The sequence below is a fragment of the Aestuariibaculum sediminum genome, assembly GCF_014596945.1.
In the GTDB taxonomy this organism is placed as follows: domain Bacteria; phylum Bacteroidota; class Bacteroidia; order Flavobacteriales; family Flavobacteriaceae; genus Aestuariibaculum; species Aestuariibaculum sediminum.
Genome location: NZ_JACVXB010000002.1, coordinates 259,322 through 276,301 on the forward strand (window position 1 = coordinate 259,322; position 16,980 = coordinate 276,301).

Genomic DNA, 16,980 nt, shown 5'->3' on the forward strand with positions numbered 1-16,980 from the left:
TTTATATATTATTTAACAAGTGTTTGCCGTTAAGGCGTTTTTCAACCTTGCGTTTTATTACGGTAAGTCGTTTCATGATATCCATGATTTTTTCATCCTTCTTAGCCTTGTAAATTTGATTTAATTCCAGTATTAATGTTTTGGCTTGTCTTGAAATTTTAACACGATCACTGGTGGATAGAGATCTTAAACTTGTTTGCTCAAATGCTAATGCTTTTTCAATGGTTTCCATAATTAAATGAGTTTTACGTTTCTAATTACCGGGTAAGTTTATCACGATTTTTAAGGACTTAATTTGTTGTTTATCTTTTTGAAATTTTGTTTGCAGATATTTGTTTTTGTCTGCTAGATTTAAAGGGACCTATTTCAAATTGTCGCCGCTTGCGATGCTTTGTTTTTCGACCCTGCACTCTTTCTCGCCATAATTTAAAGCTACTCGGCTTCAATTCTTTTCTCATAAGACTAATTACATCTTGTTCATTTATATTAAACTGATAAGTGATAGCTTCAAAAGGCGTACGATCTTCCCAAGCCATTTCAATAATGCGATCGATTTCTAATTCATTAAATGCGTTGTTCATTATCTTAAGTTTAACTTATGATGTTCTTCAAACTTTATTTTTTGCGCGATAAGTTTTTTAAAAAATGATTTATTCTCTTGTAACGTTTTGTTTTTTTTAAAATGAACAAATTTTCCATTTGAATGTATACTGATTCCGTTGCTTTTAAATATTACTAAATGAAAATAGGGGATCGTCCAGGAAAATCGGTCTAATCCTTTGGTGATATGGATTAAGATGCCTCCTGGTCTCAATTCTATATTACCGTAGTTAATGTCGTCTATTTCATTTAATACTGTTTTTAATTGCGGACTGGCTTCATCAATAATCATGCGTTTTGAGCCTACACCTTTTAATTTTATAGAAGACCATAAAGAATAGGGCTTTCCAATCAAATCATTAATTTGACGGGTCACGTTTATATCTTTATATGTAGTATTAAATAACATAAAACCTAAGATAGTTAGTTCAAAAATACAAAATGTTTAATATTAATTATAAAAAGTTAAACAAAATAATTGAATTATCATAAGTTTTAATGAATAGTTTTATGAATTTTTAAGCATAATGCTTCGATCCTTTAAGGTGTGACGTTTTAAAATGCGTCTATTTTCTTGCTTAACAAATGGGGAATCTTTTAGTTTCCAAAGGGTGTTACTCGCATACTTACGGGCTAATTTATCATTAATTATGGGAGTGGGATAAGTCACACCAATTTCGAAACCCGTAAGTTGTTGGTCGAAATAGGATATGCTGCTAGGATCATGAATCGTTGTTGCATCCAAAGGGACTAACTCCTTAACCCATTGTTTTATAAATTTACCTTCAGGGTCTAATGCTTTGCTATTTTTTAATGGGCTGTAAATGCGTAGTGCATTAATTCCTGTTTCTCCCGCTTGCATTTGTATTTGCGGATAATGAATACCAGGTTCGAAATCAAGAAATACACTAGCCAAATATGCTGCACAATCTTCCCAGGGTTGCCAAAGACTGTGTGTAAAAAACGATACAACTAAGGCGCGCATTCTAAAATTTAAATACCCCGTTTCATTTAAACAACGCATACAAGCATCTACTAAAGGAAACCCTGTTTTACCAGCTTTCCAGGCTTGCTGATATTCTAAATTTCTGGGTTTATTTAATTCTGTATATCCTTTATTTACGCTGCGAAATTCCATTTGATGTTCCATTTCAAATTTCTGGATAAAATGTGCCTGCCAACGCAAACGTGATTTAAAAGCGTTGATATGTCGATTATTTGTTTTGTTTTTATAGACTTCGGAAGTAGCATTTAAAACTTGTTTTACAGATAAATTTCCCCATGCTAAGTAGGGCGATATTCGACTACAGGATGTTCTGGATTCTCGAGGTTTAGAGATGTTGAACATATAACTTTTGTTTCTGTCGTTTAAAAAGGAATTGAGGCATTTTAATCCAGTACTGGTGCCTCCTTTTTGAAAGGAGGTGTTTTTGGTAGTTACCAAAGATACCAGTTTAAAATGATGTTCTAATTTTTCGATATGAGTAATAGATAGTAACTGGTTTTTACCAGGGTTGAAATTAAATTCTGGTTGCCCCATGAAATCTGTCCAATCGTCATACCAAGTAGCACGGTTTTTTAAGCCTCGTTGCACACCGTTATTGATACTTTCTTGCCAGCTAATGTTTTGTGTTTTACAATATTTACCGAAGGCTAGATCTCTTTCAAAAGTTAAAAAAAGCCCTGTTTCCTGATGGGAATACACATGGGTAACTTGGTAATACTTTTGAAGGGTTTTTATGGTTTGTTCAATAGAGTTTTCTATGATTAGTACTTTTGAGTTGTACTGGTATAATGTATTATTAAGGTCTTCTAAAGATTGCTTCACAAAATCCCAATGCCGTTTACTGTAATGTTTGTCGGTAATGAGAAAAGTTTCAAAAACATAAATTAAAAGTACGTTTTGATTTGAATGTATGGCGTTAAAAATAGCTTCGTTATCCCATAAACGAAGGTCACGCTTTAACCAAACAATACTTAAATTATCTTTCATATGTTTTAAAACTGATCGGGATTATCTATAATACGCTGGGCTCTTTTTTTAAGCTTTAACAATTTATTTTTATCCATTTTATTAAGCAGGCTGTACATCATACGCATGCGATGGTTATTGAAAAATTGATCACGTTTTTCATCTAAAAAATGCCAATATAAACTATTAAAAGGGCAAGCGTTGTCTCGAGTCTTTTCGTTATGGTTATAAAAGCAGGTATTACAATAATTACTCATTTTATTAATGTAGCTTCCGCTGGAGATATAAGGTTTGGTCGCTATTTTTCCACCATCGGCAAATTGACTCATGCCTCTGGTGTTAGGTAATTGAACCCACTCTAAAGCATCTACATAAATCCCTAAATACCAATAATCAACTTCATCGGGATGCGTTTGAGTGAGTAATGCAAAATTTCCAGTAATCATAAGGCGTTGAATATGATGTGCGTAGCCGTTGTTAAGACTGTCTTTTATGCTTTGCTTTATGCAATTCATTTTAGTATCTCCAGTCCAGTAAAAATCGGGTAGCGGGTTGTGGTTTTGCAGATAATTTTCATTTTTAAATTCAGGCATCATCGCCCAATACATACCACGCATGTATTCTCGCCAACCTAAAATCTGCCTTATAAAACCTTCTACTTGTGTAATAGAAATGTGTTCACCAAACTTGCGCCAATAGTTTAGTACCGTATCGACAACATTTTTAGCAGAAATAAGCTTTAAATTCATGGCAAATGATAGTCTGGAGTGAAATAGGTTGGCTTGTTTGGTGTGCATGGCATCCTGGTAATCTCCAAAATGAATTAGTAAATATTCACAAAAATATTTTAATTGATCTAAGGCCTGCTCCCGATTTATAGGGTAGCAAAAATTATTAGAGTCGCACATTCCCATATAATTCACACCTTCTTTTTTTATTAAATCAAGGAGTTCAGAAATGTTGTTGTTAAAGCGTTTAAATGGTGGTATTTCTGGAGTTCCTTTCCAACTGTTTCGATTGCTTTTATCATAGTTCCATTTGCCGCCTTCAGGTTGGCCATTAAAGACTAATATGTTGTGTTTTTTTCGCATATAGCGATAAAACATTTCCATGACATATTGTTTTTTGCCTTTAAAAAAGGTTTGTAATTCTTCACGGTTGGTGTAAAAATGTTCTGTTGAATAGCTTTGGTAAGCTATATTTAAGCTATTGGTGAAATCCAGTAATTGCTCATCTAGTCGGTATTCATCTGGTAATTGATATTCGAATTTTTGTATCTTAAATTGATGTATTAGAAGGTTTAGGTTTTCGGTAAGATTTTGGGTGTTTCTTTGGTCGTCAAGTTGAAAATATACAACATGGCAACCTTGGGCTCTTAAAGTGTTAGCAAAAGCGCGCATGGCTGCAAAAAATCCAACAAGCTTTTGAATATGATGCCTAACATAATCGGTTTCCTGACGCATTTCAAACATACAATACACATAGTCGTCTTGTTCGTTTTTAAACCAACGGTGTTTACTGTTTAATTGATCGCCAAGTATGAGTCTGAGTGTCTTCAAAAAAGGTAGTTATCGTTTAAAAAAGTTTGTTTTGTAGCCATTGCCGTTGGTATTTACCATGTGGGTCATAGTGTTCGGCTTGTAGCTTTACATTGAATGTTCGATGCCTAGGATCGTTACCTACACCTGCCACATACATCCAGTTTCCGTAATTGCTGTGTACATCGTAATCTATAAGTAAACTTTCAAAATAACTGGCACCAATGCGCCAATCAAGGTTAAGTGTTCTAGAAAAATAACTCGCTACATTTTGTCGTCCACGATTACTCATCCAGCCTGTGCTTTTAAGTTCGATCATATTGGCATTAACAAACGGTTCTGATGTTTGGCCTGCAATCCAATTTTTAATTTTTTCTGGATTTCTATTCCATTGATAAGATTTATTTAAAATGCCTCCAATTTTAAAAATAGCATTACCATGTTTTATCGATATGTATTTAAAATAATCGCGCCAAATGAGTTCAAAAATTAACCAATACGTCGATTGGTTTTTTATGTGATGCCTTTCAAATTCTTTAACTTCATGATAAATGTAGCGGGGCGAAAGGCTGCCATTGGCTAACCATGGTGAAAATTTAGAACTGTAGTTCGTGCCAAGCAGCCCATTTCGTGTTTTTTTATAAAATGCTAACTTCTTGGTTTCATAAAAATAGTCATGTAACCTATGTATTGCATGATTTTCGCCACCTTGAAAAGGGAAAGCACTATCTGCATGTGTGTAGAACGGTTCAAAACCTAATTCTGAAAGGGTTGGTATACGTGTTGTGTTTTGAATTTTAGGTTGTTTAAAACCACTTAATGTTTCTGGCAGTAACGGGCGAACCATACATCGCTTTTCGCATTGTTTTCTGAAATTGGTAAAGACTTCAGGAATTGATGTTATTTGAAAAGGAATGTCGTCGGGGTGAAATAAAAACTGATTATAAGTTTCAATAACCTTAACCGTATTAGGCAAGTTAGACTTTACTTGGTTGACGCTTAAGGTTTCTTCATGGGTCCATTCTCTTTGCATGAAAATTTTAGAAACCTGATGTTCTCTTATCAATTTAGGAAGGCAATGTTCAGGTTCGGCCAAGTATACGAATAATGGGATGTTATATTGCTCTAAATTTGCTTTTAGGTTTTTAACTGTTTCAATTAGAAATCGCGCTCTAAACTTTTCGGTTTTTTTAAATCCAAGGGCACCAATTTCGAATGCTTTAGTATCGAAACAAAACACGGCCAACACTTTAGCAGCATTTGTTACAGCCTGTTGTATTGAGGCGTTGTCGTGAATTCTTAAATCGTTTCTAAACCAAATTAAATGCGTGTCTAATTCTGTTTTCTGCATTTTTCACTACAATATTTTACCGATTCCCAAGTGTTTCGCCATTTTTTACGCCAAGAGAAAGTGAAGCCACAAACAGGACATATTTTTTGAGGTAGATTTTGTTTTTTTAAAGTCTTACTCATAGCGTAGTTAAATTAAGCATTGGCTAATTCATTAATCATACCTTTAAAAATAAAGCCGTGAAAGGGTAATACACTATACCAGTACAGTCTACCTGCTAAACCACGAGGTCTAAAGGTAGCTCGTTGAAATACTTTACCGTGGGCTACTTGAAACTCAAGCCATGCCTCGCCAGGTAATTTCATTTCAGCAAAAAGTATGAGCCGTTTTTGTTGTTTATCTGCCAAAAGAACCCGCCAAAAATCTAAAGCATCGCCAGTATGTATTTCAGTTTTATTGGTTCGGCCTCTGCGCAAACCTATACCACCAACTAGTTTATCTAAAAAACCACGAATTTGCCACAAAAATGTACCATAGTACCACCCATTTTCTCCGCCAATAGCCCATATTTTATTTAATGTGCGTTGTTCATCCTTAACCTCACGTTCTTTTATATCTTTAAAACACCCGTATTTAGGAACCTTTAAATACTTGCTCGAAGCTCGTTTTTTATGTCTACTATTTATTAAGGCATCTTTCCAGCTGGAAACAATATGATTACTTTCAATTTTCTCAAAAGCCAATTCTACTGCTGTTTTATAAGTCATGGGGTTTACTTGTAGTATTTTATTAATATTACTCGGTTTCCCTATAATTTCAATCCCCATGCTATTTACCAGGCTACTTGCTAATTTGTAGGACGTTGAGGTAACAAAATACAGCCAATAACTAGAAAGTTTAGGTGTCATAACTGGTAATGTTATAATGTATCGTTTTAACTTTCTAATTTTAGCAAATTGAAGTAACATCTCCTTGTAAGTTAATATCTCAGGACCAAAAATATCGTGTGAAGTATTATACAACTCTTTTTTTTCAAGGGCATTAATGAGAAAACTTAAAACATCCCGAATGCCAATAGGTTGTGTCTTGGTATTAAGCCATTTTGGAGTAACCATTACAGGTAGTTTTTCTACTAAATCTCTAATTATTTCAAAGCTAGCACTACCAGAACCCACAATGATACCAGCTTTAAAAACAGTAAGGGAATAGATGTTTGATTGTAAAGTGTGTTCTACATTCTTTCGTGATAACAGGTGTTTAGATAACTTGGTGTCGTTGGTAATACCACTCAGGTAAATGACTTGTTTAGCTGTCGTTTTTTCGATGTAATTTTTAAAATTTATCGCACAAGATTCCTCCATTTTATGAAACTGGTCGACCGAGTTTGACATGGAGTGAATGAGATAATACGCTGCGTCAATATCTTTAGGAATGTTAACTAAGGTTTCAGGTTTTAAAAAATCGGCTTCAACAACATGAATGTTATCCTCGTCGTAATATTTTTGTTCGGTACGAAGTTTGCCTCGAACAGCGCAAACAATGGTATGTCCTTCGTGTAATAACAAAGGAATGATGCGTTTACCAATATAACCAGTAGCACCTGTAACCAAAATTTTCATAATACCTTAGTTTAAATATGCTTGGTTTTTACTTCTTTTGGACGCTGATACGCTAATCGTTTTTCAAATTTAGGAATCGTGTAAGTGTCTAACCCGTTAATAGAGGCAATTTCGGCTTTTGAGAGGTTAATGAATCCATCTTTTTCTAATATGTCCTGATTTATATATAAACCCACAAGTTTACCAACAACTAAAATGGTATCATTTTCTTTTATTTCATATTCATTAAGATATGCCATTTCTAATTGTACTGGAGCATCCTGAACAAATGGGGCATAACAATTATTTTTAAATTCAGGTGTTAAATTAGTAACGTCGAATTCGGAAATCGTATTGCCATATTTGGCTGACGTATGATGCGCGTCTTCAATACTATTTTTATGGATGTGATTAATAGTATAGACGCCTGTTTCTTTTATATTTTCGTAAGTGTTCCTTAAAACGGTCGTTGGTCGTAATATAAAACCAAGTAAAGGAGGGTGACTTCCTAGATGAATTACTGAGCTAAAAACTGCGACGTTATCTATACCATGTTTAGACTTTGTTCCAATTAAGTTGGCACTTTTAAAGCCTGTACAACTATTAATTAAATTAATGCGGTACAAGTGATGCATGTTTTCAATTTGTTCGTTGCTTATGTAAGTCATTGTAGGTTATTAAAATTATTAATGGCAATATTTTTAGCTTTCAAATCGAACATTAAATTGTACAATCCGAAAAAAGTACGGTTTATGTATATAAAATGTTTCGATCCACGATTGCCGTTCATTTGTTTAAGTTCAGTGCTTTTACTGTAACGTTGCCCCATATCTGATATAGCTTTAAAAAAAGTTTCATTGGAAAAATCGAAAGTTTCCGAATGAAATGGCTGGGTGAATAAACTTAGCATATCGTAAAACATGGCCGAGAAAAATTCGATTTCTTCCTTGGAATCATCGGGGCGTAATATTTCAAGTTCAAACATTTTTTCTCTAAAAATATCTGGTGTATTTAAATTTTCTTTTTTGGCCAATTCGAAATAAGGTATATAAAAACTATCGGGAACAGCCTTCATGCACCCAAAGTCTAAAACAATAAGCTGGCCTTCTTTTGAAACTAAAAAGTTACCAGGGTGTGGGTCGGCATGTACCTTTTTTAAAACGTGCATTTGATACATGTAAAAATCCCAAAGTGCCTGGCCTAATTGTTGTGCCAGAATGTCATCGGTATTGATTGCTGTAAATTCTGAAAGGTGAATGCCTTCCATCCAATCCATGGTAATTATCCGTTCTGACGATAATTCTTCGTAATAGTTTGGGAATTTAAGATTTGGTATATGTTTACACGCGTTTGCAATGGTTTTACTTTGTTCAACCTCCAGAATGTAATTAGTTTCCTCAATAAGTTTGTTTTCAACTTCTTTAAAATATTTATCGGAGTCTTTTCCTCTAATATTAAACATTTTGATTGCAATAGGTTTTACCAAAGCCAAATCGCTAGCAATACTGCTAGCAACTCCAGGGTATTGTATTTTCACAGCTAGTTTTTTCCCGTCTTTTTCTGCTTCATGCACTTGACCTATACTGGCCGCATTGACAGAATTTAAATTAAAAGAGTCATAAATCTGGCTTGGCAGTTTACCTAAATTCGTTTTGAAGGTTTTAAGTACTAAAGGGGCAGATAATGGAGGGACAGAAAACTGAGATAACGAAAATTTTTCAACGTAAGCCGAAGGTAAAATGTTTTTCTCCATGCTTAACATTTGAGCGACTTTAAGGGCGCTTCCTTTAAGTTGCTTTAAACTATCGTATATATCTTCTGCATTATTTTTATTGAGGGTTTCTTTGGCTTCTTCTTCGGTTTTAGTGATTTTATCGCCATAATATTTTAAATAGTTCACACCTACCTTAGCACCTGTCGATACTAATTTTGATGCTCTTTGAATTTTAGACGTCGGTATGCTATCAATTGTCTTCATTTGAGGTTATTGCATTTGTATTTTTTCATTGTATAAAAATTTCCCTAAATCAATAATGCTTTTTAAAGGAGAAATATTTAAAATTTCAAAACTTGTATTTACCGATTTTTCAATGAAAATGTCTGTTTTTTCAAATTTAGCTGAGGCATCTTGAAGCCAGAATTCAATAGTGATAAGTAACTGAATCCAGGCCGATTCGTTTAATGCTTTCTTCTGAAACGAGTCGATATCTTTATGTTTGGTTTCAATCGTTTCAATTTCTAAGCTATTTATAAATTCGTTGAAACTGGATTTTAATTCCGAAAAGATTTTAAGCCGTTGTAAATTGGTTTTGTAATCTTTTAAAGTGTAAGAAACATAACTTCTATTTGCTGTTAAGACTTCGAAAAATGTAAAATAGAAACTTAATAATTTTTCTCTCGGACTAAACGATGTATAATTGGAATCCTTTTCTAAAAGCTGTAATGTATTTTTAAAGAAGGTATTGAAAATTGATTTTTCTAAACCTTCAAAAGATCCAAAATATTCATAAAATTTGGCCTCATCGGTGTTTATGTCTTGAGTGAATGCATATACCGATTTCGGTTTCCCATCATTTTTTAAAACATAATTCATGTATTCCGTAATTAGCCAATCGGCCGATATTGTGTTCTTTTTACTCATAACCCTATATATTTATATAAAGATACAAAATGTTTAACTATAACAAGTAAAAGTTAAACAAAATTTATGTTAAATAAAAAAGATATCTATTTTTGAAGAAATTATAAATACCTTAGAAGGATAATAATCAAACGATTTTTAAGGTTTTGTTAACAAATTCAGGGTGCTTATTTATTAACTTTAAAATCCTTATAACTTAATAATCCAACAACAATGAAAAAAATTATCGCATCTATTTTATTTGTAGCCGTTTCGCTAAGCGGTTATTCGCAGATTAAAACACCAGCTCCAAGTCCGTTTTCAAAAGTGGAGCAAAAGGTAGGTTTAACCGATGTCACTTTGGAATATAGCAGACCTAATATGAGAGGAAGAACCATTTTTGGAGATTTGGTCCCATACGACAAATTATGGCGTTTAGGAGCAAATGCCAATACAAAAATTAGTTTTAGTACTAATGTTACAATTGGTGGTTCTGAATTGAAAGCAGGTGAATATGCTGTTTTTGCAACACCAGGAAAAAAATCATGGGAAGTTGTTTTTTACAATGATACTTCAAATTGGGGAACACCTCAAAATTGGGATGACTCGAAAGTAGCTGCAAAGGTAAAGGCTGATGTTTACGAAATGCCTGTTAATATTGAAACGTTTACAATAAGTTTTGACGACTTAACTAATAATTCTGTTGTACTTGGTATACTTTGGGAAAGTACTTATGTTGGTGTTAAAATTGATATGCCTACCGAATCTATAGTTACAGCTTCTATTGATAGAGCTATGAATGGTCCTGGAGCTAATGATTATTTTTCGGCAGCAGTGTACTATTTGCAGGAGGGAAAAGATATTAATCAAGCCAAAGAATGGATAGATAAATCTATAGCTATGGCAGGTGATAAAGCTCCATTTTGGCAATTAAGACAGCAATCTTTAATTCATGCTAAAGCAGGGGATAAAAAGGGAGCTATTGCTGCAGCAAAAAAATCCTTAGCAGGTGCGGAGGCAGCTGGAAATGCAGATTATGTAAAAATGAACAAGGATTCTTTAAAAGAGTGGGGGGCGTTATAGAATAGTCGTTACCAAAAAAAAGGACATGATTTAAAACTTTAAATCATGTCCTTTTTTATTCATAGCGTTCTGCTAGTTGCAATTTCCATCTATATCGCATGTGTTTTCTGTTGCGGCTTTTAATGGTTTATTTTGATGTTTTTCATACGATTCATGCAGGGCATTAGTGAATGCCTCTATAGGTTGCGCTCCTGAAATTCCATATTTGTTATCAATAACGAAAAAGGGTACGCTGTTTATGCCTAGGTTTCTAGCCTCCATTTCATCTTGTCTAACTTCATAAGTAAATGCATCCGAAGAGAACATGTTTTTAACTTTATGATTATCCAGACCCATGGTTTTTGCTAATTCCACCAAAAAATTAGTATCATCAATGTTTTTACCTTCGCAAAGGTGCGCTTTTAGTAAAGCTTCTTTTATTTGATTAGAGACTCCTTGTTGCTTGGCAAAATGTAACAATCGATGTGCGTTTAATGAGTTTGCAGGAATGGATTTTTCAAGATTAAAATCAAGTCCCGTATTGGCCGCCATAGCTGTAACATTATTAAACATATGTTTGGCGCGTTCGGCATCGACGCCTTTATTTTCTACAAAATGAGTTAGAGCATCTATAGTAGTATTAGTTTGTAAGTTGGGATCTAATTCAAAGCTTTTCCATTCAATAGTAATATCATCCTTATGTGGGAAATTATTTAAGGCAGCTTCAAAGTGTTTTTTTCCAATATAGCAGAAAGGACAGCGTATATCGGACCATATTTTAATGTGCATATTTTTTGTTTTGATTTTTAGACGAAAGGGGGTTTGAAAACTTTCATTTAATGGTTGAATTTCTAATAATTTAATCCAATTAAATGACTTACTTCATCTAAAGTGCTTATAAGGTTTTTACTGAATTCGAAGGTCATTATATCGCTTTCAGTTTTTCCTTCAAGAAGTAAATTATTGAAATGAATGGTTTCAAAATTATAACCAATAGTATTGTAATTAAAATCAATAATTTCCTCACTTTCATTTGTTATAATAGAGACCGTTGACGGCGCATGAAACTGGGTATTTATTTTAATGGTGGCCTTTTCACATTTAAAAATAGCCTGCGTTGGTAAATCTTCTAAAAGCGAACTTTTAAGGTAGGCTTTAACGTTTTTTGGGTAACTAAAAACCATGTCGCAAGAAGCGTCGGCACCATTTTCAAAAAAGGTTGCTTTTGCTTCTTTTATATCAGGAATTCCGAGTGTTGAAAGACTTGCAAAAATGGGGTAGATACCAATATCTAAAAGGCTTCCGCCACCAAGGGATTTGTTAAAAAGCCTGGAATTTGTATCAAAAGGACGAAGAAATCCAAAATCGGCATGCAAGGTTTTTATATCGCCATATGTTTTTTGCTGCAACAAATTTAAAACATATTGATAATGCGGTAAAAAGTAAGTCCATAACGCCTCCATTAAAAGTGTTTTATTAGCTTTAGCAGTCGCAATCATTTCTTCAACTTCATTGCTGTTCATAGCAAATGGTTTTTCGCAAAGCACAGCAATACCCTTTTGTAAACACAATATGGTATTTTCTTTGTGAAATGTATGCGGTGTAGCTATATAAACGGCATCGATATTGGAGTCGTTTGCTAGCGCTTCATAATTTGCATAGGCTTGTTTAGCGTTGTGTTTTTTTGCGAAAGTGTTTGCTTTTTCTTGATTTCTTGACGCGACAGCATATAGTTCGGCATTGCTAATCGTGGCTAAATCGGTAGCAAATTTATTGGCAATATTACCTAATCCAATTATGCCCCAGCGTATTTTTTTATTTGATGTATCCATTAATTATATAATATTAAAGTACTGAAAATAGAAAGTACACCAATAAGCGTTATTAAAATTCCTTTATCCAAATGTGTGGTTTTTTTGAAGTCTAAAAGCAAGCTACAAATGATGACTACAATGCAACCTACAAAATTTAGCCATAAAAAAGGTAAATTAATAATGTCGTAAAGGTTTAAAAGGTATAATCCAATAACAATTATTTGGGTGATAAGAGCACTGATGAAAACGGCGTTACCCTTAACCGATTTAAAGAAAAAGGCAATTAAAAAGATACCTAGAACATTGCCATAAAAGATAGAGCCAATAATGTTTACCAGTTGGATTAGGTTTTCTGCTAATTCTGCGATGCAGGCTACTCCAATAGCTAGAACTCCCCATAGTAAGGTAAACCATTTTGAAGCAGATACCATTTGTTCTTCGGATTTATTCTCGGTATTGCGTTTGTATAAATCGATGGTGGTTGTGGATCCTAATGCATTTAATTCACTTGCGGTACTGGACATAGCAGCACTTAAAATAACGGCTAATAGTAAGCCTATCAATCCACGCGGAAGGTTATTTAAAATAAAATGAATAAACACGTAATCTTTATCGTTACTTTCTACTTTTATTTGTTGCGATTCGCCTGCTTTTTCAATTAATGTTTTAGCTTCGTTCCTTATGTTATCCGATGCATCATTCACTTTTGCTAATTGTTGTTGTGTATCGATATTACCTGAATTTAAAAAGGAGTAGATGAGCTCTTGCTTCTCATGAAAAATGGCTTTCTGTTCTGCTTGAAGCGTTTTATAATCTTCTGAATACTCAGAATTCAATACCAGTTCCGTTGCTGTAGGGTTAAAGTTTACTGGTGCCTCATTAAACTGGTAAAACACAAACACCATAACACCAACTAGCAGTATGAAGAATTGCATGGGTACTTTTAGCAAACCGTTGAAAATTAATCCTAATTGCATTTCCTTAACAGATTTACCAGATAAGTAGCGCTGCACCTGACTTTGGTCTGTTCCGAAATAAGACAACATTAAAAATGTTCCTCCAATGATGCCGCTCCAGAATGTGTAGCGATTATTTAAACTGAAGGAAAAGTCAAGAACATTAATTTTGCCGTTTGCTCCAGCAATCTTTAATGCTTTAGAAAACGTTATGTCTTTAGGTAGGTCGCTAACAATTAAAAAGAAGGCGACCAGCATGCCAATAAAAATAACAATCATTTGATGTTTTTGCGTCACATTTACAGCTCGTGTACCCCCTGAAACAGTATAAATAATTACTAGTACTCCAATAATAATATTAAGCGAAAGCAAGTCCCAGCCTAAAACAACCGATAAAATAATGGCCGGTGCAAAAATAGTAATACCAGCAGCCAACCCGCGCTGAATTAAAAATAGTATGGCAGTAAGGGTTCTGGTTTTTAAGTCGAATCGGTTTTCTAAAAATTCGTAAGCTGTATACACCTTTAAACGATGGTATAAGGGAATAAAAACCATACAAATTACAATCATTGCTATGGGCAGCCCAAAGTAAAATTGCACAAACCCCATACCGTCATTATAAGCCTGACCCGGAGTAGACAAGAATGTTATAGCACTTGCCTGCGTGGCCATAACGGATAAACCAATGGTCCACCAGTGCGAAGTGTTACCTCCTTTTAAATAATCTTTTACGTTTTTACTACCTCTAGTTTGCCATGTGCCGTAGGCTACAATAGCCAAAAGTGTTAATATAAGTACGCCCCAGTCGATCCAATTTAATGTCTGCATATTAAAAGGTCTTGGTAATTAAGTAGAAAAGGAATATGTAAACGGCATTGGCAATTAAAACCAAGGAGTATAATTTTAACCATTTATGTTTAGGCGGGTTGTTTTTGCTCATGGTTAGTCGTTAAGTTGGTGTTTTTGTGTTAGCTGGTTTTTTCCAATAGAAAGCATATTTGCAAATAAGCGATAAGCTCCAGATACACCTTCGGGAAATTCTCTAAAAAAACTTAAACCTGTATAAATATAATAGCCTTTACCGTATTTGGCAACAAGCAAGCTGCCATCTTTTGGTGATTCATCTTTATCGTGCATAGACAAAATGGGCGTAAATGCTTTGTCCCATTTATTTGGAAAATACAAACCTCGCTCTTGGGTCCAACCTTCAAAATCTTTTGATGTAATTTTATTTGGCGTATTAAGAATTGGGTGGTTAGGTTGCAGAATTGTGACTTTGGCATTTTCATCGGTCACACGATCTCTTGAAATCGATAAATCGTAAGGCGCTAAATGGTCTGTTTTAAGCCCACGATTGGTGTTATATTGAACAATCATATTGCCACCAGATTCAACAAAATCAAATAAAATTTGTTGTTTAAACTTTAATTCATCTATAGTGTTGTAGGCCCTAATACCCACCACAACAGCATCAAAGCGTTTAAGGGTTTCGGCGTTTAAATCATCAGGGGAAATGGTTTGCACTTGGTAACCAATTTGCTCTAAACTTTCAGGAACTACATCTCCGGCACCAGCAATATAAGCAATGTTATTGCCTTGTTTTTTTATATCTAATCTTACTACTTTACTTTCGCTAGGTAATAAAACAGTTTGATAGGGAATATGATCGTAATCTATTTCTATAAGTTCTTTGGTATAACTATTGTCTCCCACATGAATTATAGGGCTAATATAACCTTCAGATTGATTTTTTGGAGGTGTAATAGTGAACGTTAAGGTTTGTTCTTCACCTTTATTGGCGATATTAAAATTTTGTTTTTCTGGGTAAATATTCCAGTTCTCAGGGTGACAAATTTCGGCTGTTCCAATTAGATTTTCATGACCCGCTTTTACAATAAGGTTGATACGATGCTCCTCACCATTGTTAAAGATAATGACCTTCTCTGAGATTTTTGCCGAAGCTTCTGGTATGATTTCAAAAGGACGATATAATTCACCTTTATCTGGTTCGGAATAGCGGTAAATAACTGGTTTTTTTATAGTTAAAGGTGTGTTGTTTATTTTTAAGTTGAAGTTTATAAAAACACTTCTTGGGGTTTCTGGAAGACCTATTATAGTTTGGTCTTCAACGGTATACATACCTAAAGTTCCCTTTTTTTCTAACCAATATGGTGTTGTATAGTCATGATTCGCATGGATTCTAAATTCGGTTTGAAATTTTTTTGAATCATTTTCTGTTAATTCTATATGTTTTGAAATCGATACGCCATCACTTTGTGAAATTGATTCCAGAATAATGTCTTGTTCGCTTCTATTTAAGGCTTCAATATTTATGTTAATTTTTGAATTAGGCGTACTTGTTGGTGATTCGGCTGAAGCTTCTAAGTAAAGTCCAGTACACATTGCTATAATATTTTTTATTTCTTTCGTCTTTTGATTTTTCCAGTGTTCGTTATCTATATCTTGAAGTAATTCGTAAGCTTTTAACAGGTCTGGTATATGAGTTGCAGGGTTAGTGAAGTTGAAGTTGTTTTCAACAGCATATAAAATATTACCGATTGCTTTTCCGCCTTTAATTCGACTCCAAGACGTGTCGATACCATCGAAAACGTCTGTTTTATCATGAATAGGTTCACCTTTTAGAAATTCTATGTATTCATTTTGCGAACCACGCTGATGCATTCTACCAAACCCCTGACACAAGTGCTGGCTACTGGCAATGGACGCAATTTCATTATTTGACAAACCTTTTAGTGGGTAATAAACACCAATATCGAAACTTAACATGTTATTTTTATCGGCTTTATCAAAGGCATCTTGGCTTCCGTAAAACCACCAGTTCGTATTAAAAAATAAACGTTTAGGTTGCCAGGTATTTGTAGTATTTAATTGCTCAGGAAATGCCGATTTGTCGTTAGCTAAATCAAAAGCTTCAAAACTCAACATTGCAGAACCAGTATGATGGCCGTGAGTTGTACCCGGAGTCCTGTGATCAAATCGATTAATAATTATATCTGGTTGAAATTGGCGTATCGCATAAACCACATCGCTGAGTACTTGTTCTTTATCCCAAATGTCTAAAGTTTCATCGGGATGCTTAGAATACCCAAAATCGTTTGCTCTTGTAAATTGTTGCTCACCACCATCAATACGTCGTGCGGCTAATAATTCTTGTGTTCGAATAACGCCTAACAGTTCTCTTATTTCCGGACCAATTAAGTTTTGTCCACCATCGCCACGGGTTAAGGACAAATATGCGGTTCTCGCTTTTACATGATTAGACATGTATGAGATGAGACGCGTATTTTCGTCGTCGGGATGTGCTGCAACATATAATACAGAGCCTAAAAAGTTTAGTTTTTGTATCGATTCGAAAATTTCAGAAGAAGCAGGTGTTTTGGGCTTTTGTGCCTGACTTATAGAAAATGAAAATATTAATAAAAGAACAAATAGGAAGTTTTTTTGCATGGTTGAAATGTTAGCTTGTTTCAAATATACCAAACTATATAAGGAAAGGATGTGTCTTTAA

16 protein-coding genes are annotated in these 16,980 nt (G+C 34.2%); 1 reads left to right on the forward strand and 15 read right to left on the reverse strand.

Annotated elements, in window-relative coordinates:
- Position 1 precedes the first annotated feature (1 nt).
- The 11 genes from ICJ83_RS05955 to ICJ83_RS06005 form a co-directional block, all read right to left on the reverse strand.
- Positions 2-232: a hypothetical protein gene (locus tag ICJ83_RS05955; protein ID WP_188229464.1), complete on the reverse strand. Its 231-nt coding sequence runs from the start codon at positions 230-232 to the stop codon at positions 2-4.
- A 70-nt stretch (positions 233-302) separates the two neighbouring features.
- Complete coding sequence (locus ICJ83_RS05960; protein WP_188229465.1) at positions 303-581, reverse strand: TIGR03643 family protein; 279 nt, start codon at positions 579-581, stop codon at positions 303-305.
- Positions 581-1,009, reverse strand: a complete 429-nt coding sequence (locus ICJ83_RS05965) for a hypothetical protein (RefSeq protein WP_188229466.1) — start codon at positions 1,007-1,009, stop codon at positions 581-583. Before ICJ83_RS05965 ends, ICJ83_RS05960 begins: the two co-directional genes overlap by 1 nt.
- A gap of 99 nt (positions 1,010-1,108) precedes the next feature.
- Positions 1,109-2,593, reverse strand: a complete 1,485-nt coding sequence (locus ICJ83_RS05970) for a cryptochrome/deoxyribodipyrimidine photo-lyase family protein (protein WP_188229467.1) — start codon at positions 2,591-2,593, stop codon at positions 1,109-1,111.
- A 5-nt stretch (positions 2,594-2,598) separates the two neighbouring features.
- Entirely contained in the window at positions 2,599-4,131 is a 1,533-nt protein-coding gene (locus ICJ83_RS05975) for a cryptochrome/photolyase family protein (RefSeq protein ID WP_188229468.1), read from the reverse strand.
- 16 nt (positions 4,132-4,147) lie between these two features.
- On the reverse strand, positions 4,148-5,461 hold the full coding sequence (locus ICJ83_RS05980) for a DASH family cryptochrome (RefSeq protein WP_188229469.1): 1,314 nt from the start codon (positions 5,459-5,461) through the stop codon (positions 4,148-4,150).
- A complete protein-coding gene (locus ICJ83_RS05985) occupies positions 5,443-5,583 on the reverse strand; it encodes a DUF2256 domain-containing protein (RefSeq protein ID WP_188229470.1) in 141 nt (46 codons plus the stop codon). The genes ICJ83_RS05980 and ICJ83_RS05985 overlap by 19 nt, the downstream gene beginning before the upstream one ends.
- A 12-nt stretch (positions 5,584-5,595) precedes the next feature.
- Positions 5,596-7,020 (reverse strand): SDR family oxidoreductase, encoded by a 1,425-nt coding sequence (locus ICJ83_RS05990; protein WP_188229471.1) that lies wholly within the window; start codon positions 7,018-7,020, stop codon positions 5,596-5,598.
- 11 nt (positions 7,021-7,031) lie between these two features.
- A complete protein-coding gene (locus tag ICJ83_RS05995; RefSeq protein WP_188229472.1) occupies positions 7,032-7,667 on the reverse strand; it encodes a flavin reductase family protein in 636 nt (211 codons plus the stop codon).
- Positions 7,664-8,977: an ABC1 kinase family protein gene (locus ICJ83_RS06000; protein WP_188229473.1), complete on the reverse strand. Its 1,314-nt coding sequence runs from the start codon at positions 8,975-8,977 to the stop codon at positions 7,664-7,666. The genes ICJ83_RS05995 and ICJ83_RS06000 overlap by 4 nt, the downstream gene beginning before the upstream one ends.
- Before the next feature lie 6 nt (positions 8,978-8,983).
- Entirely contained in the window at positions 8,984-9,640 is a 657-nt protein-coding gene (locus ICJ83_RS06005) for a TetR family transcriptional regulator C-terminal domain-containing protein (RefSeq protein ID WP_188229474.1), read from the reverse strand.
- 213 nt (positions 9,641-9,853) lie between these two features.
- On the opposite strand from ICJ83_RS06005, the gene ICJ83_RS06010 reads away from it, so the two are divergent.
- The gene (locus tag ICJ83_RS06010; protein WP_188229475.1) at positions 9,854-10,702 is read left to right on the forward strand and encodes a DUF2911 domain-containing protein; all 849 of its coding nucleotides are present in this window, start codon (positions 9,854-9,856) and stop codon (positions 10,700-10,702) included.
- A 72-nt stretch (positions 10,703-10,774) separates the two neighbouring features.
- Here the strand turns inward: ICJ83_RS06010 and ICJ83_RS06015 are convergent, their stop codons facing one another.
- The 4 genes from ICJ83_RS06015 to ICJ83_RS06030 form a co-directional block, all read right to left on the reverse strand.
- Complete coding sequence (locus ICJ83_RS06015; protein WP_188229476.1) at positions 10,775-11,470, reverse strand: DsbA family oxidoreductase; 696 nt, start codon at positions 11,468-11,470, stop codon at positions 10,775-10,777.
- A 62-nt stretch (positions 11,471-11,532) separates the two neighbouring features.
- Positions 11,533-12,513 carry a Gfo/Idh/MocA family protein gene (locus tag ICJ83_RS06020; protein ID WP_188229477.1) on the reverse strand — a complete coding sequence of 327 codons (981 nt, stop codon included), beginning with the start codon at positions 12,511-12,513 and terminating at the stop codon, positions 11,533-11,535.
- Positions 12,513-14,279 carry a sodium:solute symporter gene (locus tag ICJ83_RS06025; RefSeq protein ID WP_188229478.1) on the reverse strand — a complete coding sequence of 589 codons (1,767 nt, stop codon included), beginning with the start codon at positions 14,277-14,279 and terminating at the stop codon, positions 12,513-12,515. The genes ICJ83_RS06020 and ICJ83_RS06025 overlap by 1 nt, the downstream gene beginning before the upstream one ends.
- Before the next feature lie 114 nt (positions 14,280-14,393).
- Positions 14,394-16,919: a PIG-L family deacetylase gene (locus ICJ83_RS06030; protein WP_188229479.1), complete on the reverse strand. Its 2,526-nt coding sequence runs from the start codon at positions 16,917-16,919 to the stop codon at positions 14,394-14,396.
- Between the last annotated feature and the right edge of the window lie 61 nt (positions 16,920-16,980).